The organism is Chitinophaga sp. H8 (genome assembly GCF_040567655.1).
In the GTDB taxonomy this organism is placed as follows: domain Bacteria; phylum Bacteroidota; class Bacteroidia; order Chitinophagales; family Chitinophagaceae; genus Chitinophaga; species Chitinophaga defluvii.
In genome coordinates this window covers 529,653-550,382 of record NZ_JBEXAC010000002.1, presented here as the reverse complement: position 1 = coordinate 550,382, position 20,730 = coordinate 529,653, and the positions used below count along the sequence as shown (strand labels likewise).

15 protein-coding genes are annotated in these 20,730 nt (G+C 45.7%); 6 read left to right on the top strand and 9 right to left on the bottom strand.

Annotated features, from left to right (window positions below; genetic code table 11):
- Positions 1–56: 56 nt before the first annotated feature.
- The gene (locus tag ABR189_RS16070) at positions 57–824 is read right to left on the bottom strand and encodes an inositol monophosphatase family protein (protein WP_354661470.1); all 768 of its coding nucleotides are present in this window, start codon (positions 822–824) and stop codon (positions 57–59) included.
- A gap of 170 nt (positions 825–994) precedes the next feature.
- On the opposite strand from ABR189_RS16070, the gene ABR189_RS16065 reads away from it, so the two are divergent.
- The 3 genes from ABR189_RS16065 (at position 995) to ABR189_RS16055 (ending at position 5,917) form a co-directional block, all read left to right on the top strand.
- Positions 995–2,539: a GH3 family acyl-acid amido synthetase gene (locus ABR189_RS16065; protein ID WP_354661469.1), complete on the top strand. Its 1,545-nt coding sequence runs from the start codon at positions 995–997 to the stop codon at positions 2,537–2,539.
- A 108-nt stretch (positions 2,540–2,647) separates the two neighbouring features.
- Positions 2,648–3,286 (top strand): LysE family translocator, encoded by a 639-nt coding sequence (locus ABR189_RS16060; protein ID WP_354661468.1) that lies wholly within the window; start codon positions 2,648–2,650, stop codon positions 3,284–3,286.
- Positions 3,287–3,532: 246 nt separating this feature from the next.
- Entirely contained in the window at positions 3,533–5,917 is a 2,385-nt protein-coding gene (locus tag ABR189_RS16055; RefSeq protein WP_354661467.1) for an ABC transporter permease, read from the top strand.
- A gap of 264 nt (positions 5,918–6,181) precedes the next feature.
- On the opposite strand, the gene ABR189_RS16050 is transcribed toward ABR189_RS16055, so the two are convergent.
- The 4 genes from ABR189_RS16050 to ABR189_RS16035 all read right to left on the bottom strand — a co-directional run bounded on the left by ABR189_RS16050 (position 6,182) and on the right by ABR189_RS16035 (position 11,833).
- Entirely contained in the window at positions 6,182–7,216 is a 1,035-nt protein-coding gene (locus tag ABR189_RS16050; protein ID WP_354661466.1) for a 2-oxoacid:ferredoxin oxidoreductase subunit beta, read from the bottom strand.
- 142 nt (positions 7,217–7,358) lie between these two features.
- A complete protein-coding gene (locus tag ABR189_RS16045) occupies positions 7,359–7,703 on the bottom strand; it encodes a carboxymuconolactone decarboxylase family protein (RefSeq protein ID WP_354661465.1) in 345 nt (114 codons plus the stop codon).
- 440 nt (positions 7,704–8,143) lie between these two features.
- The gene (locus ABR189_RS16040; protein ID WP_354661464.1) at positions 8,144–9,910 is read right to left on the bottom strand and encodes an N-acetylmuramoyl-L-alanine amidase; all 1,767 of its coding nucleotides are present in this window, start codon (positions 9,908–9,910) and stop codon (positions 8,144–8,146) included.
- 129 nt (positions 9,911–10,039) lie between these two features.
- Positions 10,040–11,833 carry an acyl-CoA dehydrogenase FadE gene (locus ABR189_RS16035; protein ID WP_354661463.1) on the bottom strand — a complete coding sequence of 598 codons (1,794 nt, stop codon included), beginning with the start codon at positions 11,831–11,833 and terminating at the stop codon, positions 10,040–10,042.
- 84 nt (positions 11,834–11,917) lie between these two features.
- On the opposite strand from ABR189_RS16035, the gene ABR189_RS16030 reads away from it, so the two are divergent.
- The 3 genes from ABR189_RS16030 to ABR189_RS16020 are packed head-to-tail and all read left to right on the top strand — an operon-like array spanning position 11,918 to position 15,048.
- Positions 11,918–12,718: an alpha/beta hydrolase gene (locus ABR189_RS16030; protein WP_354661462.1), complete on the top strand. Its 801-nt coding sequence runs from the start codon at positions 11,918–11,920 to the stop codon at positions 12,716–12,718.
- 8 nt (positions 12,719–12,726) lie between these two features.
- Positions 12,727–13,869: a glycosyltransferase gene (locus tag ABR189_RS16025; protein WP_354661461.1), complete on the top strand. Its 1,143-nt coding sequence runs from the start codon at positions 12,727–12,729 to the stop codon at positions 13,867–13,869.
- 27 nt (positions 13,870–13,896) lie between these two features.
- A complete protein-coding gene (locus tag ABR189_RS16020) occupies positions 13,897–15,048 on the top strand; it encodes an ABC transporter permease (protein ID WP_354661460.1) in 1,152 nt (383 codons plus the stop codon).
- Positions 15,049–15,375: 327 nt separating this feature from the next.
- Here the strand turns inward: ABR189_RS16020 and ABR189_RS16015 are convergent, their stop codons facing one another.
- From ABR189_RS16015 to ABR189_RS16000, 4 genes are all read right to left on the bottom strand, one after another.
- Positions 15,376–16,809, bottom strand: coding sequence for a BT_3987 domain-containing protein (locus ABR189_RS16015; protein ID WP_354661459.1), 1,434 nt, complete (start codon positions 16,807–16,809; stop codon positions 15,376–15,378).
- 58 nt (positions 16,810–16,867) lie between these two features.
- Entirely contained in the window at positions 16,868–17,965 is a 1,098-nt protein-coding gene (locus ABR189_RS16010; protein WP_354661458.1) for a DUF1735 and LamG domain-containing protein, read from the bottom strand.
- Between the two features lie 61 nt (positions 17,966–18,026).
- Positions 18,027–19,040, bottom strand: a complete 1,014-nt coding sequence (locus tag ABR189_RS16005; protein WP_354661457.1) for a glycoside hydrolase family 18 — start codon at positions 19,038–19,040, stop codon at positions 18,027–18,029.
- Between the two features lie 42 nt (positions 19,041–19,082).
- On the bottom strand, positions 19,083–20,708 hold the full coding sequence (locus tag ABR189_RS16000) for a RagB/SusD family nutrient uptake outer membrane protein (RefSeq protein ID WP_354661456.1): 1,626 nt from the start codon (positions 20,706–20,708) through the stop codon (positions 19,083–19,085).
- Positions 20,709–20,730: the final 22 nt, after the last annotated feature.

Below are 20,730 nucleotides of genomic sequence, written 5' to 3'. Positions count from 1 at the left end.
GTGGTAGTTGGTCACTATCCAGACAGCAAAATTAATGCAATTGCAGGGATGTGCCTTTACTGGTTGATCACTTCCAGCATTTGTTCATGAATATGGCCATTGGTAGCCAGGATTTTTTTCTGATAAGGAGAATATACCTGTCCGCTATAGTCGGTCACTTTACCCCCTGCTTCCTGTACAATCAGGTAACCCGCAGCGGAGTCCCAGGCCTGGAGGTGAGGTTCCCAGAAGCCATCAAAACGACCACAGGCCACCCAGCAGAGATCAATGGCAGCAGATCCCAGGCGGCGCACCGGTATTCCTTTTCTCATAAAGCGTTCAAACACCAGTAGCGGGCTATTGGGGATTTCATCATAATGATAAGGGAAACCGGTAACGAGGAAGGCATTATCCAGGTCTGTTTTTTTAGATACGTGTATAGGTTGATCGTTTAAGGTGGCTCCCTGGCCTTTTTCTGCCAGGAAAAACTCGTTCATAAAAGGATTGTATACTGCACCGAGTATCATTTCGCCATCTTTTTCCACCCCTATGGATACACAACAGATGGGAATGCCATTAGCATAATTGACGGTACCATCTATAGGGTCAATGATCCATTTGTATGGAGATGCCATCTTCATTTCACCTACTTCTTCACTCAAGATAAAATGGTCGGCATATTCTGCCCGGATAATGTCTATGATAGCTGTTTCAGAACGCTTGTCCACCTCTGTTACCAGGTCGTTCAGGGTAGTTTTACTGCTTACCTCGAAAGGTCCGTTGAAATATTGTTGTAATATTTTCCCGCTGGCTTGTGTAGCTTTGAGTAAAGTTGCTTTTAACATGGGGCAAAGGTAAGTGATCGCTGCTGGAAATGTTACAGCGGCTCCTGTTTTACATTGTTTGGTAACACGAAACCTACTGCCATACAACGATACGGTCATTTACCCCCGGAATTGGGCTTATATACAATATTCGGCTTATTTTTGCAGTTCAAAAACGAGAGGGAAAATTAATGGCCATTATAGGTAATCTTATATCCAGGTCCCTGCGCATCAGGAAACAGTTCACATTTAAACTAGGAACACCACGACAATATCAGTTGCAGGTACTGCGCCGCTTGTTAGAAAAGGCCAAAGACACAGATTTTGGCCGGCACTACAAATTTGAGGAAATTCTGGACAGCGCCAGTTACATTGCGAAGTACAAGGAGCGGGTACCGGTGCATAATTATAATAAAATGCACGGGGAGTGGTGGTACCGCTGCCTGGAGGGGGAAGCTAACGTAAGCTGGCCCGAAAAGATCAAATATTTTGCACTCAGCTCCGGTACTTCTGAATCAGCCAGCAAACATATTCCGGTTACCCGCGATATGCTCCGCACCGTAAAAAAGGTGGGGGTGAAGCAACTCTATTCCATGGCCAACTTTAATATTCCCCCCCGGTCCTTTGAAAAAGGGATCCTGATGTTGGGAGGTACTACCTCGCTGTATGAAAAGGGGGATTATTATGAGGGCGACATGAGCGGTATACAGGCCAAGAACATCCCCAAGTGGTTCAGGCGTTTTTACAAGCCTGGTGGAAAGATATCAAAGAAACCTAACTGGGAACAGCGGATCAAGCTGATCGTACGTAAAGCCCCTCAATGGGATGTGGGCACTGTTTGCGGCGTGCCTGCCTGGGTACAGATTGTATTGGAAGAGATCATCAAATACCATGGGGTAAAACATATTCACGAAATATGGCCTAACCTGGCCATTTATATCCATGGCGGCGTTTCTTTTGAGCCTTACCGCGATAGTTTCCAGAAAGTGTTGGGCAAGCCCATCACCTTCATTGAAACCTATATGGCTTCGGAAGGTTCCTTCGGATTCCAGGCGAGGCCGGGGGTAAGGGGGATTAAGCTGGTCCTGAATGCAGGCATCTTCTTTGAATTCATTCCTTTTAATGAAGATAATTTTGATGCAGAGGGAGAGGTAAAGCCGAATCCTAAATCCTACATGATACATGAGGTAGTAGAGGATGTGGAGTATGCGGTGATGTTGTCTACCTGTGCAGGAGCATGGCGGTATCTGATCGGGGATGTGGTGAAGTTTACTTCTGTGAAAGAACATGAAATTGTGATCACCGGGCGTACCAAGCAGTTCCTGAGCCTTTGCGGAGAGCACATGAGCGTGGATAATATGAACAAGGCGATCGATAATGTGCAGAAGAAGCTGGGGATTACTGTAAAAGAGTTTACCGTAGCCGGCTTCCCGTATGAGAATCTTTTTGCGCATCGCTGGTATATTGGTATGGATAATACCAATGTAGATGCAGAGCGTATCCGTACTATTATTGATCAGACCTTATGTGAGATCAATGACGACTATGCAGTAGAAAGAACAGCTGCACTGAAAAATGTGTTTGTGGAAGTGTTGCCGAACGATGTATTTATTGACTACCTGCGTTGTAAAGGCAAGGAAGGGGCAATGAATAAATTCCCGCGGGTAATGAAAGGAGATAAGCTGAAGGACTGGGAGAAATTCCTGGAAGGCAAGGTAGTAGCAACAGGTAAGTAGTTTTTTGCATTAATTTTTATAAAAGATGGGTAACTTTAGCAATTAAGTTATCCATTTTTTGTTTGATATAGTTAACGGGCTACCGGTAACAGGAATATTATTTTAAGCATGATAGCAGCAATTGTAGCAGGATTAGGACTGGGATTATTTCTGTCAATATCCGTGGGGCCGGTCATTTTCGCCATTATAAAATATAGTATTAATAACGGTTTTAAAGCCGGTATCAGCTTTGCTTTGGGCGTATCTTTCAGTGATATTATGTTTGTGATGATAGGCAACCTGGCTACTTCTTTTATTTCTGACCTGGGGGAATATAGTCGTGCTATTGGTATTGGGGGTGGTTTTTTGCTGATAGGGATGGGGCTGTACGGATTGCTGATGAAGAAGGTAAAGATCAGTACCGGAGATGAAAAACCGGAGATGTTCCGTACGCATGACTATCTCAAGATCTGGCTGGCTGGCTTTCTGATGAACACCCTGAACCCGGGGGTGATCATTTTCTGGTTAGGCGTTTGCGTGGCATATAGTGCTACTTCTGTGAGCCACCGCCTGGTAATGTATGCTATTTGCCTGACGATGGTATTATCTGCCGATATCTTAAAAGTGTTTGTATCCGATAAGATCCGTCATAAACTAACCCTCAATAATGTAGAATGGCTCAACCGTATAGCCGGTGTAAGTATGATTATATTTGGACTGGTGCTGCTGTATAAGGTGTTGTTTGATGTAGGATCGTTGGGGCATTAAATAAGCTGTTAGCTTTTAGGTGTTAGCTGATTGCGTTTTATTGCAATCGGCTTTTGTTTTTTTATAATGCCTGTATTACCCCCACTATCTCCATTACCGTGTTTTTATGCTTCTGTACACCAGCGGACAAAGCACGTACTAAAAGCGGACAGATTTTAACAAAGCACGTAGCGTAAGCAAGTGATTAATAATAATATAAGATTCCGGCATATTATTAGGAGGGGCAGGTTAACCTCAAGTATCGTTATGTTAAAGAACTACTTCAAAATCGCTTATAGAAATCTTATCAAGAATAAGGTCTATTCCTTTATCAATATTGCAGGGCTATCTGTGGGGATGGCTATCGCTATGTTGATAGGGTTGTGGGTAGTAGATGAGCTATTGTTTGATAAGCAATTCAAAAATTATGAGCGTATTGCGCAGGTCTGGCAGCACTCCTCCGATAATGGGACTATCAACACACGCGGCAATGAACCTTTTCCTTTGGCTGAAGAGCTCCGGAGGAAGTATGGCAGTGATTTTAAGCATGTGGCATTGTCTACCTGGAATGATATGCATTTGCTTGGGATTGGAGATAAGAACATCGGTCAGCAGGGTATTTATTGTGAGCCTGACCTGACCAAAATACTTTCGCTCGATATGGTAGCGGGTACTGCTGATGGGTTGAAAGATGTGCATGCTATTCTGCTTTCTGCTTCACTGGCGAAGGCGTGCTTTGGAGATGCCAACCCTATCAATAAGACTTTAAAGATGGACAATGCACAGGATGTGATGGTGGTAGGGGTATATAAAGACCTGCCATACAATTCCTCCTTTGCAGAAGTTTCTTTTATGGCTCCCTGGGCGTTGTATTATCAAATGGCGGGGTTGGCACAAGTACAAAATCCCTGGCGTTCCAATTCGTTTCAATTATTTGCACAGATAGGGGAGCATAGTACGATGGCTGGTGTATCGCAAAAGATCAAAGATGCCAAGCTGGACAATATCAGTATTGCCCATGAGGTAGCGCTTCATCCGCAGCTATTCCTGCATCCTATGCGCGACTGGCATCTGTATTCCGCATTTGAGAATGGCGTGAATGCAGGGGGGAGGATACAGTATGTCTGGTTGTTTGCCATCAGTGGGATATTTGTGTTGTTGCTGGCATGTATCAATTTTATGAACCTCAGTACGGCCAGGTCGGAGAAGCGGGCAAAAGAGGTAGGTATCCGTAAGGCGATAGGTTCGCAATGTGCACAGCTGATTCAGCAGTTTTTTAGTGAGTCATTGCTGATGGCCGGGATTGCGCTTATGATGGCCTTGTTGTTAGCCCAGCTCTTACTGCCTTTGTTTAACCAGCTTGCTGATAAGAAAGTAACCATTTTATGGGAGAATCCTTTATTCTGGTTAGTATGTTTCGGGTTCACGCTGATTACCGGGTTTATAGCAGGCAGTTATCCTGCCTTTTATTTATCGTCATTTCGTCCGGTAAAGGTATTAAAAGGCACTTTCCGGGTAGGGCGTTCCGCAGCTATACCGCGCAGGGTGCTGGTGGTGTTACAATTTGCTGTTTCGGTGATACTCATTGTTAGTACGCTGGTGGTATACCAGCAGATAAAGTATGCGCAGGGGCGTCCTCTGGGGTATGATAGTAATGGGCTGGTAATGGTGGAGATGTACACCAATGATATTCACCGGCATTTTGACGTAGTGCGGGATGAATTGTTAAAAACGGGTGCTGTGGTAGAAATGGCGGAATCCGGAAGCCCTGTTACAGCGGTGTGGTCTACCAATTCGGGTTTTAACTGGGAGGGGAAAGATCCTGGGATGGGGCTTGATTTTCCAAATACAGGCGTGTCGCCGGAATATGGTAAAACAGTGGGCTGGCAGTTTGTGGCCGGCAGGGATTTTTCAAAGGCATTTAAAACCGATTCGGCCGCTTTTGTGATCAATGAAACGGCTGCCCGGTTTATGGGGTTAAAGGACCCGGTAGGTAAAACCATTACCTGGGATGATGCGCCTTATACTATTATTGGTGTAATAAAGGATATGGTAGTAGAATCTCCTTATGATGCTATCCGGCCGTCTTTGTATTATATGGATGGTGGCTCAGGGAGCCGGATGATTGTAAAGGTTAATCCTGCGGTAAGTACCAGTGTGGCCTTGCCGAAAATTGAAGCCATATTCAAAAAGTACAGTCCAAGGCAGCCTTTCGAGTATCAATTTGCTGATCAGGAATATGCCAGGAAGTTTGGCGATGAGCAACGGATAGCCAGGCTTGCAGGAGTGTTTGCAATACTGGCTGTATTTATCAGTTGTCTGGGATTATTTGGGATGGCTTCTTTTATGGCGGAGCAGCGTACTAAAGAAATTGGTGTAAGGAAGGTGATGGGAGCTTCCATCTTTGATCTGTGGCGGTTATTATCTACAGAGTTTGTGATCATGGTGGCCATTTCTCTGATCATTGCTTTTCCATTGGCGTATTATGCAATGGATACCTGGCTCCAGCATTATCAATACCGTTCCGGTATAGCCTTATGGATCTTTGCAGTTGCTGCATTCGGGGCACTTTTCATTACATTGCTGACCGTTAGTTTTCAGGCAATTAAAGCGGCTATGGCTAATCCGATAAGGAGCCTGAGAACGGAGTAGTCAGATAGCAAAAGCAGGAAGTAAAAAGTGTATAAATGTAGAGAATAAGGAGCAACAGGAATGGCAATAGCCTGATGTGACAGCAGGGGGCTAAGCGTTGCTTAACGAGGCCTCACCTGCAACAATGGCCTTTACCGCTAATAGCTGCTGTTTTAAACTGTATTTACTTCTTTCTTTCATAAAAAATGCCCCCAAAAGTGTCTAACTTTTTGGGGGCACTTCAAGTAATGATCAGCCCTGATTTGTTATTTTAAAGCTAGTCGCTTATTTAATCGTCCAGGTTTCATTACCTGCCAGTAGTTTATCCAGGTCTCCAGGGCCTTTTTTGGCCAGGGTATCTGCCAGCTGGGCAGACATGATATCTTCGTAAGTAGGTCTGTCGGTTTCATAAAACACGCCAAACGGACGGGGAAGATGACCTTCTATTCTGGCATCATCAAACATGCGGGTCAGCAATTGTGCTTTGTAGAAATCATTTTCATCATGAATCCACATATCGCTGGCACTGTAGGCATCTCCCAGTTCTACTGCTACTGGTTTCAGGCCATCCAGGCGGATACCTTTATTCTTTTGCGCCCCGAATAACAGGGGTTGCCCCTGTTCCAGGAAAATGGTTTCATCTGCTTTGCTGGACTTTTCGGTAAATATTTCAAAAGCGCCATCATTAAAGATGTTGCAGTTCTGGTATATTTCCAGGAAAGAAGCGCCTTTATGTGCATGGCTGCGTTTAAGCAGTTCCTGCAAGTGTTTGGGATCGCGGTCCATACTGCGGGCAATAAAAGTAGCATCCGCACCCAGGGCCAGGGCCAGTGGATTAAAAGGATGGTCGATACTGCCGTAAGGGGTGGACTTGGTTACTTTGTTTTCTTCCGAAGTAGGAGAATACTGTCCTTTCGTTAACCCATAAATTTGGTTATTGAACAGCATTACATTTACATCGAAATTGCGGCGCAGTAAATGGATGGTATGGTTACCACCAATAGAGAGCCCATCACCATCGCCGGTTACGATCCACACGCTCAGTTCCGGGCGGGTAGCCTTTAATCCGGAAGCAATGGCGGTAGCCCTGCCATGGATCGAGTGCATGCCATACGTGTTCATATAGTAAGGAAACCTCGATGAGCAGCCAATACCGGATACGATCACAATATTTTCACGGGGAATGCCCAGTCCGGGCATGATAGTTTGTACTTGTTTAAGTATAGAGTAGTCTCCGCAGCCCGGGCACCAGCGTACTTCCTGGTCCGTTGCAAAATCCTTGGCAGTTAAAACCTGCGGAGCGATAGTTGCTGTTGACATTTTTATGATTTATATAGTATACAAAGTTACGAAAATCAATCACGAATGTATTAAATACAAAGGAAATGACGGTTGGGAAACAGTCGTTCCGGTTGTGTTGTATACAGGATGGATCATTCGCAAATGGTTAGTTGTTAATTACTTATTGTTGCTGTAGCGCCTCCCAGTATTCGGCTGCCCGACGGGTATGCGGGATAACGATCGTGCCGCCAACAATATTGGCCACGGAAAATATCTCATAGATCTCTTCAGTAGTTATTCCTTGCTCATGGCATTTACCCAGGTGGTATTTTATACAGTCATCACAGCGCAGCACCATCGACGATACCAGCCCTAACATCTCTTTTACTTTAGTAGTCAGCGCTCCTTCGGCGTAAGTATTGGTATCCAGGTTAAACAGGCGGTTGATCACCTTGTTTTGTTTACCCAGTATTACCTCATTCATTTTAGCCCGGTAGTCATTAAATTCCTGTATCACATCTGCCATGCTTTGCTATTTATGTATTTAAAAAGGTGATGCCACTTCACCGGCTTAAGGCATGTTAAAGCTATGAAAGGATAAGCAAATATAGCATAATCTACTTCTTTAGTAGACTATGTTGTTGTTGGTCAGCTTTAATAGCGCTATTTGGGAATATGGCAAATGTTTGATTATTAAGTGATTAGGAGGTATTTTAGATAACCTCCTGTTATATGCCATAACTTTTAGTTATTGACTAATTACTTTCAGCCCTGCTTTTTTGCGACGGGAGGCAGTACTAACGGGGGCATTTACCTTCGGATTGTTGCTTGGGGGCTTAGGCGCTCTTAATTTGCCAGGCCGGTGGGAAGCCCCCCACCCTGGTAGGGTATCATTCCCAAAACAACTTACGCCTCGTATTTCCGGGCCTGTTCGCCAGCTACGGTGGTATCATTCCCGAAACAGCCTTACTCCTCCCTAATCAACCTTTCTTCCCGGGCCTGTTCCAGGAAGTCTTTCATACCCTGTACAATCTTTTGCACCATCTGCTGCCGGAAGTTGCTGTCCAGGATTCTCATTTCATCTTCCGGATTGCTGAGGAAGAGTGTTTCTATCAGGGTACCTGGAAATTCTGTTGGATTGTTGAGGATGAAGTTAAACCCGGGGATGTTGCCAAAGTCGCGCAGCCCGGTTTCTACCAGCCGTTTATGGATAGCGGCCGATAATGGGTCACAAAACGGCTGCTTATAGTACGTAGCGGTACCGCTGATATCTACCGGATTTACCGATGAGTTCAGGTGAACGCTCAGCAACAGGTCGGGATTGATCCGGCGGAAATTAGAGAGCCGGTCTTCATTGGCTACAAATTTATCAGTAGTACGGGTAGTGATAACCCGGGCACCTTCTCTTTCCAATGCAGCCTTTAATTCCATAGACAACAGTAAGGTGAGCTGTTTTTCGCTGGCACCGGTAAGGCCTTGGGCGCCTACATTACTGCCACCATGACCCGCATCCAATCCGATCACCATTTTATTCAATGCCAGTACGGGTAACTGCCGTTTGATCTTTATCACCAGCCGGTTGCCTTCATAATATAGCTGATAGCCCCAGGGCATGGCATGCTTGAGTGATACCGTCATCCGGAATACATCCGGCTCTATCTGCAACCAGCTGACCTGGCTGATTTCCTGCACACCCTGCAATACCGGATTGATGCCCGGCTCAGAGTAGGCACCATAGACATCTACTATAATTTTGCCCGGCTGTACTTCCTGGGTAGAGGTATAGGGCAATCTGTCCGACAGTTCCACAGACAAGTAATCATATTTTTCATCTCCCCACACCCTGGCATTGGAAATAATACTTACCGGGGGATGTTCAAATAAGGTAGCGGTATCTACCAGTGGCTCAGGGATATATGCCGTATGGTGGGCCGATAATTTTATCTTGTAATAATCGCCTTCTTTTCCGCTGATGGGCAGTATCACGTCCTTATCGAGATAACCAATTTTATCCGGTCCCAGGCGGTCGCCTTCAGGACTTGCAGTGAGGTAGGTCATATTATCAATCGTGCGGCCGATAAACGGGTAGGTATTCTTCATGAAGCTGTACCGGTTAGGACTTTCCATGACTGCCACTCCACCATCCCTGTTCCGGAGGGTCACTTTAATACGTCCGTTTAGCATAGAGTCGGCAGCTGTAATCACGTAAGACCCTGCATATATGCCGGCTATGCCCCCATCTTTGGCAGCAGGTACCTCTATCAGCGGCACATCATTGAGCCAGTAACCTTTGCAGCCGGGGTAGGCTTTTACTTTGATATGAAGCGTATCCCCTTCGGACAGTTGCAGATTGCCTTTAGGTGTGATATTCATATAGTCGATCCGGAAAACAGGTGTAGGTACTGGCTTGGGTGGCGGCGAAAAATAATAATAAATCGTTTTCGTGTATGTTTTGCCGTTTGGGTCTTCTGCCCGGAGGGTGTAGATGGTTTTACCGGGTTTCAGGTCGCGTTTGATGGCGAAGGTACCGGTAGCGTATACCTGAATACTATCTTCATCGATCCATAGTTTGCAGCCGGTGCAGGTACGTCCGGCAATAAACTGCCGGGCGCTGCTCACATTATTTTGCTCACGGGAGGGTTGGTTGAGGCGTAAAGATACCTGTGCGCTGGCAGCAATCGTTATACACAGCAGCAAAGCTGTGCAGTATAAAAAGTGTATGAATTGTTTCATGGCCACATCTTCGGAGTCTACATAAAAAAAATGTCCGGCTCAACAGGCCGGACAAGGTAAAATTAAAGTTTAATTGTTGAAACAGAAACAGTTGTATACACTGTATAACGTTTTCTGCACTTTATTATTTTAGAAAGGATATTTGTTTTCCGCGATGAGTTTGTCTGCAATCCTTCTGCGGGCATCCTTGGTATTATAAGGATCTGTTTTGGTAAAGCGTTTCAGGCCAAGCAGCATCATGCGTTGTTCATCCCCTTCTGCAAAGGCATTGATCGCATTTTTGCCGGATTTGTTGATCCGGTCTGCAGCATCAGCTATATACGTTTGTACCATATCTGTCTGGAGGGCCGCCGCCGCTTCTCCACCTTTTTCGGTGAGTTTGATCAGCCGCAGCAGGGCACTTTCCACCACAAATGTTTCAATAGCCATATCTGCGATGTCCATCAGGATTTCCTGTTCATGTTCCAGTTTGGTCATCAGCTTTTGTGCTGCACCACCTGCTACCATCAGGATCGCTTTTTTGAAATTGGTTACCAGTTTCTTTTCCTTGCTGAAAGCGGTGTCATCATCATTGCCAAAATCGGGAATGCTCATGAGTTCCTTCATCACATTCATGGCAGGCCCCATGAGGTCCAGTTTGCCTTTCATGGCGCGCTTCAGTGTCATGTCCAGCGTGAGCAGGCGGTTGATCTCGTTGGTACCTTCAAAGATGCGGTTAATGCGGGAATCGCGGTAGGCCTTGGAAATGATGTATTCATCACTGAAGCCGTTACCACCGTGTATCTGTACCCCTTCATCCACTACAAAGTCCAGCACTTCCGAACCATTTACTTTCAGCATGGCACATTCTACTGCGTATTCTTCCGCAGCACCCAGCAATGCTTCATTAAAAGGTTTGCCGGCAGCCAGCAGTTCTTTTTCCTTATCATCGATCAGTTGTGCGGTACGGAATAGGGCTGATTCGCATACCCAGGTACGGAGCGCCATTTCGCCCAGTTTGTGTTTGATGGCGCCAAAGTTGGCGATGGGCTGTTTGAACTGTTCGCGGGTAACTGCATATTGTACGGAGGTGGTAACACATTTTTTAGCAGCACCCAGTGCAGCAGCACAGAGTTTTAAGCGGCCTATGTTGAGGATGTTAAAAGCGATCAGGTGGCCTTTGCCGATTTCGCCGAGCACATTTTCTGCGGGTACTTTCGCATCCTGGAAATAGATCTGGCGGGTAGAAGACCCTTTGATCCCCATTTTATGTTCTTCTGCACCCAGGGTAAATCCGGGCGTATCTTTTTCTACGATAAATCCGGTGAACTTATCCCCATCGATTTTGGCAAATACGGTAAACACATCTGCGAAGCCGGAGTTGGTGATCCAGCATTTCTGCCCATTGAGCAGGTAGTATTTACCATCCTCGGTCAGTTTGGCGGTGGTTTTGGCACTGAGCGCATCCGAGCCGGAATCCGGTTCGGTGAGCGCATAGGCGCCTTTCATTTCGCCGGTTCCCAGTTTGGGAATATATTTTTCTTTTTGGGCCTGGGTACCGAAGTAGAGGATAGGTAGCGAGCCTATACCCGTATGAGCAGCCATCGCTACAGAAAAGGAGTGGCCAGCACCCAGGGCTTCGTTAATAATAGTAGCTGTTACAAAATCTTTACCCAACCCGCCATATTCTTCCGGGAATGCAGCACCCAGCAGTCCCTGTTCGCCTGCTTTTTCCAGCAGGGAGGGCATCAGTCCATCTTCCAGCTTGTCCAGGCGCTCTACCACCGGTGTTACTTCTTTAGCAATGAACTGCTCCGCCATATCCTTGATCATGAGCTGTTCTTCGGTAAAATCTTCCGGAGTAAAAACCTCCTGTGCGCTGCTTTCTTTTACCAGGAATTCTGCGCCTTTAAGGCTGTTCTTCTTTTCAACTGTTGTATCCATCACGAAAAAGTTTTGTCTCTTCGTAATTTACTTAGTTTGGGGCAAATGGCAAAAGTTGTTTAAAATTGTTGTCTTTTACGCTCCATGCCTGCTTTTTATCTTACATATGGCCAAAGCCGTTTTCACGGAATCTGCGAAGGCAGCGGGGAAAAATTGCTGATCTGCCTGCATGGTTTTGGGGAGAGTGCATTGCATTTCAAGTGTTTAGCACCTGCCCTGGGAGATACCTACACCATTATAGCCCTGGATATGCCCTTACATGGTAAAACGGAATGGCAGGAGGGGCGGGATTTTACCAAGGATGATCTGCCGGCACTGATTGCCCAATTGCTGGAACAGCATGGCCGGCAAAGGTTTTCTCTCATGGGATATAGCATGGGAGGCCGGCTGGCATTATGTGTGATTGAAAAGATGGCCGCACAGGTAGACGAACTGATTTTGCTGGCACCTGATGGATTAAAGAACAATCCCTGGCATCTTTTTGTTACTCAAACAAGCTGGGGCAATAAAATTTTCAAATACAACACATATCATCCCCACTTATTCTTTCGCTTGCTTATATTGTGGCGCAAATTAGGATTGCTGAACCTGAGCGTATACAAGTTTGCGTTTCACAGTATGGATACCCTGGAGAAACGGCTACGGGTATATGAAGTGTGGACCTGTATGCGGCAGATGATGCCTGATAAACAACTTTGCAGGCAGCTGCTGGAAGCGCATCGCATTAATACCCTGCTGATCTTTGGAAGGTATGACCGCGTGATCCCACCTGTGCTGGCTTCCCGTTTTGTAAACGGAAAGTTTATGAGTAAGGTAATCGTGCTGGAAAAAGGGCATCAGCTGTTGTCAGAACAGCTGGGCTATATTATCAAATCGAATCTTTAACCCGGAGTATGTATATTTTTTTGATGGTGGTGGTGGCGTTGGCATTAGGCTATGGATTATTAATGCTGGGTTACGGTTATGGTTGGAAACAACTTAAAAAGTTTGTTCCGGCAAAACCGGTGAGTGGAAATACCCTGGTGTCTGTTATCATACCCGCACGTAACGAAGCTGCTAACTTACCGATCTTATTACAGGCTTTACAGCAGCAAACATATCCTGCCCATCTGCTGGAAATCATTATTATAGATGATTTTTCGACAGATGACACGGCGGCTATTATTGCTGATTTTCCCGCACCCAATGTGAAATTATTGCGGATGAGTGATCATCTGAATGCCACACAACGCCTGAATTCCTATAAGAAGAAAGCGATAGAAATGGCCATTGCGCAATGCACCGGCACCTTAATCGTTACTACGGATGCAGATTGTGTGATGGGCCCGCGCTGGATCACTACGATGGTACAGTTTTACGAAACGTACCAGCCTAAATTTATAGCCGCGCCGGTATCTTTTTACAAAGAGCATAATTTCTTTAAAACGCTCCAGTCGCTGGATTTTATGACTATGCAGGGCATTACCGGTGCAGCTGTGCAGTTAAAAGCAGGCACGATGTGTAATGGTGCCAACCTGGCTTATGAAAAGCAGGCCTTTTATGATGTGGGTGGATTTACTGGGATTGATAATATTGCTTCCGGAGATGATATGCTGCTGATGTGTAAGATTTATAATGCTTATCCGGATGGGGTGATGTACCTGAAAAATGAAGATGCCATTGTGAAAACTTTGCCGATGGATACGCTGCGTGATTTTATGAACCAGCGGATCCGCTGGTCGTCAAAAGCAGATAAGTATGAGGACAAACGTATTTTCTGGGTATTGCTGTTGGTATACCTGTTTAATTTTTGTTTGCTGGCCATCGGGGTGCTCACGCCTTTTGTACCTGGTACGTGGCCCTGGCTGCTGATCCTGTTGTTATTCAAGCTTACGCTGGAATTATTCTTCCTCCTGCCCGTAGCGGCTTTCTTCCATAAAGCCAAATTGCTGGTATGGTTTATTCCGGGGCAGTTATTTCATATTCCTTATATTGTTGCAGCCGGCTGGCTGGGCAAATTTGGCAGCTACGAATGGAAAGGGCGCCAGGTGAGCTAAACAATTCAATTACAAAATAATATTCCTTTGCAAGCTCTCCGCACTTCTTCACGGTCTTCATTCCGGTATCAGGCCTGGAAGCGATTGCGCCGTAATAAAGGTGCGATGGCCGGGCTGATATTGATACTGGGAGCTATCCTCCTGAGTATAGTGGCTTACTGGGTAGCCCCGGATCATAGCCCCAATGCCAACCGGATGGTGCTGGAAATCAGCGGACAAAAACCTGGTTTCAGGATCCCTATGCTGGCCATCAAAAAGGAGCAGCCCGTACCCCAGGCAGGCTTTTTTCAACGGCTGCTCAATGGGCAGGAGTCGCCCGTAACGCTGGTGCCCATGCGCTCCTGGCGTTTTGAAGGCAATGATATCGTCATTGAAAAATATGTAGATGAAGAAAATACGGTACCTGAACGGTATAACCTAGGCCTGGTATGGTATGGCAGGCAACCTGAACAGGCATTTGAGCCGGCAGTTTTACAGCAACAGATCAGCCGGGAGCGGATCGTTACCAAAACATTCTGGCTGGGCACTGACCGGTTTGGAAGGGATATCCTCAGCCGCCTGATCGTAGGGATACGGGTAAGCCTCGGGGTGGGATGTATTGCGGTAGTCATTTCCCTGACGATAGGTATTTTCCTGGGCGCCATCGCGGGATATTTCCGGGGGCGTACCGATGAGGTGATCATGTGGTTTATCAACGTGGTATGGTCTGTACCTACTTTACTGCTGGTATTTGCGATCACCCTGGCGCTGGGAAAAGGTTTCTGGCAGGTATTTATCGCCGTGGGCCTCACCATGTGGGTAGGCGTGGCCCGTATTATCCGCGGACAGATCATGAGTCTGCGGGAGATGGAATTTATAGAAGCTACCCGCGCACTGGGGTATGGTCATCTGAGAACGATTGTAAGGCATATGTTGCCCAATATTATGGGCCCGGTAATGGTAGTCGCTGCCGGCAACTTTGCCACCGCCATTGTGGTAGAGGCAGGCCTTAGTTTCCTGGGAGTAGGGGTACAGCCACCGCAATCGTCCTGGGGACTGATGATCAAGGAAAACTACAACTTCATCATTACCCATAACCCGCTGCTGGCACTGGCACCGGGTATCGCCATTATGTTTATGGTACTGGCATTCAACCTGTTAGGCAATGGTTTGCGGGATGCGATGGATGTGAGGGGGTAGCTTTTAGCTTTTAGCTATTAGCTTAAATGCAGCGAAGAGGAGCTGTTAGTCGTTAGCTGTTAACTTAACGGAGGGGTAGAGAGCTGTTAGTTATGAACTACGAGCTGCGAGTCAAATGCAACGGATGGGGGGATGGGGTGGCTATACCTTTAGAACGCTTTTACTATGTCTTTACCATGCTTTAAGTATAGCTTAAGGCGGAGGGACGCTGTCGCTTTCTGCACTTTTCCCCATTCATTATGATGTATCAGAATAATTAAAAAGTTTAAGAACGGGTAGAAACCCATCCTCGTTTATTCATGTATCTTATTAAGTCAACCATCGACGTCATTCAAATGCATTTAATTCACCAAAACCGGCAGCATAGTTTGAATATTTTAAAACCGTGAACTTAAAATATCTGGCCTTTATGGGCTGATAGCATTTAATAAACCGGGTATCGGGCTTATCCGCTGTTCCGGTAAGTGCTGTTCCATTATAATCGCCCTGGGCAAACCAGTTAACACCATCCGTACTGCTGTACAATGCTATGCTGGTAGCATCAGAAATATAAGCAGATCCAAAAAACGACCAGTACAAGGGGGTAAAAGAGAAACCTTTTATGGTATGTACATTACCCATATCTATCACAAAGTCTGGTGGCTGGTTGGGAAATAATGCAGATTGCCACCCGGTGGCGTAATTATTATCAAATACATCAGCAGGCACCCCGTTACTATAATTGTTATCCGTAGAATTTGCTGTTCCCTTCCAGCCTGCCCGGTTAATAGTAGTGCCTGTAACCGTGCCGTTGGCCGGATCAATATTCTGTGATTTAACGGTTAGTGTGATGTACATCACCTTGTTCTTTTCACTGGGAGCTACCGGTCCTTCATCCTTTATCTGGAAGGGTAATAAATAAGTTTTACCTGGTTCAAAGGCCTGTGGCTTACTTACCTGTATTTTAAAACTGTCTTTAGAAGCGAGTGCATTGGCAGGGATACTTACTTTTTGCTGCAATATGGTATAAGCATTTGCCGGGAATGGAATGCAGGCAGTACCATTGGCAGCATTGTATCCTTCGATCAAAGTATTATCCTGCACTATATTAACATCCAGGTTGTCCGGGAATACGGTATTTATTGTTGCCTGAAAGGCAGCAATATCGGGCGATACCGCATCGCCATCCGGCGTGCGGTTGATGATAACAGGGATATTGTTACCACCTGTAAAACCGGATAGGGAGGTATTGATTTTTGTAAAGGAAATATTTACAAACATGGTTTGCCTGTTATTACTTACAGGCACCTCATTTCCTGGCGAGCTAAGCACCACCGGGATTATATATGATTTATCGAAATCTACTTTGGAGTTGTCTGTTATCCTGATAGTAATGGAATCGGCAGACACCGTTTTACCGGCTTTTATAGTTACGGTTCCAGTTCCGGCAAATCCAAAAATGTCTGTATTGAACCTGGGTGATACTGTTTTATTGATACTATCATATGATGCTATCAGGGAGGTATCTATTCTGGCAATTACCTGTACATCATTGGAAAAAGGACGGGTAAGTAAAACAGGAAATCCGGCACTGCTTTGAGATTGAACCCCATTGCGTGTTACGAGATAGGTGTCTTTCCAGGTATCATAAGTGATTTTTCCTGCTGGAGCATATACAAATAATCCGTCTTTGTTTATTACATCTTTCTTACAGGAGAAAGTTGACATAATAACCAACAGGAGCAGCAAGGAGACTATATTTATTAATTCAATTCTTTTCATAAAGTACAGTTGACTGGTTTAAGTTTGACCGGGATCATCAGCATAATGGGTACCGGTGTCATTGATCGCATCTTACTCCGGGGATCCATTGGACAGTACCGGCAGCGATGGCATTACGACCATGCCCGCTTATATCATGTATAATATTTCCTTCTCCTTCATTCATTTTCCAATAGGCTTCCAGTCCTTTGCTGGCGGGATCCACCCCGCAAAGCCCGTTTACAATCTCTGTTTTGGATAAGGCGCGGGACCATACCCGGCATTCTGATACCGCACCGTCCAGGAGCCGTCCTCCGGCTGACCTGCCGATAAAAAAATCCCCACTGGTAAGATCTACTGTTCTTGCTGCTGTTTTGGTGGCCATCAGTGTACCATTTACGTATATATTTTCCACGTTTCCATCATAGGTTACAGCAACATGGTACCATACGCCGGTAGAAAATCCTGTTGGCACTGTTAAGGCAGTAGTTCCCCCGGCCATCTGTAGTTGATTTTTGTCGATGGTAACATCTCCGAAACGCATCAGGAAGTTTTCTTCGATGCCCATTACAGAACTGATAAATGGACTTCCCCCCTGGAAATTATTTACCATCACGCGGGTTTCATAGGATATTGCTGTCATGTTTTTCAGGGTAGCATTATTCTGGGAAAAATCTACTTTGAAATAGTTACCGGTGAGGCTGGCTACGGTCATTCTGACTACCTTCCTGACAATGATATACAATACCCTGGAAGACTCCAGTACTCTTGGCCCGCCGCTTACGCTATTTATTTTAACAGGTACCAGGTAGCCAGCGCCATCTGAGATTTGCGCCGGTGATTGGATATTGAAAGTAATAGCATCAGAAATACTGGATCCTGCTTTAATGGTGACTTTATCAGCAGAGAGTTTGTAAGTGCCGGCAGGGAGTGCCTTAAAACTTTTTCCACCGTTTGCTTGGCTATATTTTGGGATCAGGCTGGTGTCTATTGCCAACTGCACGGTGATATCACTGGTGGCCAGTCCTGAAGAGGTGACACTGATAGCAGTACTAACAGGGCTGTTATCCACAGTTAAGGAAGTGCTGGTGTTTTCTTCTGTGCCGGTGATGTACAAGGCATCCGTGTAATGCTCTTTTTTACAGGAGATAGAGATAATACATGTTATTAAAGCCATGGCGAGCAATTTTATATAAGCGTATTTCATATTAAAGTAGAATCGGTTAGAAAATAGTTATCTATCGAACGGCAGGGTTCATGATCTGAATAGCCTGTCGCATATACTGATACGGTATAGGACTGGCATATTCATATTCCGGATGATAGGCTCCCGCACCACCTTTTCTGCCAGCTGCGGGTTGCCAGTAAGCCATTCCCAGCAATGAAGGGATGGTACCTTTTAAAGGGTCATTGTAATTAATACCACCTGTTTTCCAGAAGTCTTCAAAGTTCTCGGTTACAATGTATCTTTCCGGTGGCAGCCAGCCGGAGACTGCGTTATAACGACTGTTCAGGCTGGAGGGACCGCTGGTGTTATATGCCTGTGAAATGGCATAGCTTAAGCAATCGCCTACTTCTGCCTTGATCTGATCTATTTCGCCATCTATGATCAGCAATTTTCCGGTACCTGATTTTGGGCCAAAGTATTTGGACATCGCTTTTATAAATAGTGCGAACCTGTCGGGGGTATAAACTACTGTCCAGTTGCTACAGCCGCATACATGTGGTTCATGATCCATATCAATACCATCGAGTTGATTTTTTTCAATGTATTCAGCCATTTTTTTTGCAACTAATTCAAAGCCAGCGGTGAGCTGGGCATCCTCACCAGGCTCTACATATTTGCTGATAAAATCTTCTCCACCGTAATGCGTGAAAAAAGGATCGTTTGAAAAAGAGACGGCGACTATTTTGGTTCCTTTTTTCTCCTGGGCAAACCTCATCGCAGCCATTTGCGGACTGCTATCTTTGGGTAAACCACCCCAGAGGCTTACGATATCCATACTGTCGGGAATGCTTTCCCAACGCACACTCATCGAAGCGGACATGCCATCTCCACCGGTATTACCAAACCAGCCAAATGCCAGCTGGTGATCGGAATTTTTATAGGCCCTCAGGGATGCCAGGTATTCTTCTGTCAGCACTTTCGGATGTTGTATTTCAAGTGGAGTTGCCTCATTTTGTTTTTTGCATGACAGGCAGGTCAATACCAACAACGACATCATCATTACAGGTATCAGTATATTTTTCATCAGTTTTTATTTAGCATTAAGAGATTGGGCATAAAGCGGATATTATTTTTTATCCCACCAGAGTGGGGTACCACCGTTATCAGGACCACCAAGCAGGCCTACTCCTTTCATCACATTGGCGCTATTGTTCAGGTACTCATTCTGCGGGAAAGGGCTGCGTCTGATCTGTTTTTCCGTACTGATAAGCCCATTACTTTTGTTATTGGATGCGGGAATAGGAAACACTTTGGGATACCCCGTTCTACGGAATTCAGTCCAGGCTTCCTGTCCATCGGGATAGATAGCCAGCCATTTTTGTGTAAGGATCCTTTCCTGTTTTTTTTCAAATGGGTCGCCCTCCACCCATTTAATGGTGATGGTACTTAAACCATCATTTTGGGTTTGTACATTGTTGGCGCCGTTCATAGGGTCAATAAAAGGAGCCGGTGTGCTGGTACCGTCTTCAAGGTAGGCGGAAGCATCCCCGGCAGCCTTTTGTGTACCACCTATCGGTTGAGAGAATGCTGTTCGGACACCTGTTTCGTATAGTTCTTTTGCTGTTCCAGCCATATTCCATCCCCAGATGCTTCCTTCTGCTCTCAGGAAATAACTTTCTGCCGCCACCATCCATTGAACGGGAGTAGCTGCAGTGATGTTGAGGGTAGAAAACGGATCGTAACTATGTCCGGAAAAAAGGCTGCCGTTACGGATCCCGTGATAATCGCCTGAAAGCGGGCCTGTTCCTTTATTGAACAAAAGGCTGATCCGCGGGTCTTTGTATCCTTTAAGCAAAGATTCCATGGTGGCCCCCATGCGGGTATCATTATAGGAGTAGCAGATCATATTCAGTGGGTTGATGGTACTGACACCATCTACATTCAGTATTGCATTGTCATCATTCGTCGTCATTACGCCGGACGCTACTGCCTCTTCTGCCGCTTTCCTGGCAAGCGCAGGATCAGCATATACCACCCGAAGGGCCAGCCGGAGCTTAAGCGAGTTAGCCAGTTTTAGCCACTTGCTGAAGTCACCTTTATAAACAAGATCATACTTTGCCAATGGCCTTGCTTCCGGAGAAGCACTAACGAATGTTTTGAGTACGGTAATAGCGCTATCCAGTTCTGCAAAAAATGAATGGTAGATTTCCTGTTGTGAATTATAGGGGATGGATGAATTGCCGGGGGTAAAATTGAGATAAGGCAGTGGCCCGTATGTATCACTGATCCGATGCATGGCCATTACTTTTATGACCTGTGCTACAGCATAGGTCGTTGCTGCTTTTGCATCTTTGGCACGCTCCCGAACCTGGTGCCATGGGCCCATCTCGTTCTGATAAGCATAGGGAAATGCTGCACCATACCAGGCTGGTATCATGGCATAGGTGGAGTTGTTTACCCCGTTGTTGCCAAATGCATTGGAGGTACCCAGATAACCTGAGTAAATATCTCCCATCAGGTTGTAGATCACCTGGTAGGCATTTACATCATCGTTATTGGCATAGGTTTGTGACGGGATCACTTTTGCCTGCATTTGCAGAATAAAAGATCCGAGGCCGAGGTTGTCGTGTGTCAGGTCTTCGTCTGTGGCATTATTCGGGTCTTTATTAAATTCTTTATAATTTTTTGTACAGGATGTTCCTGCCAGGGATACCAGGAAAGAGAGCAGTAAGTATAATGCTGTTTGCTTCATAATAATCTGTTTATTACTGTTC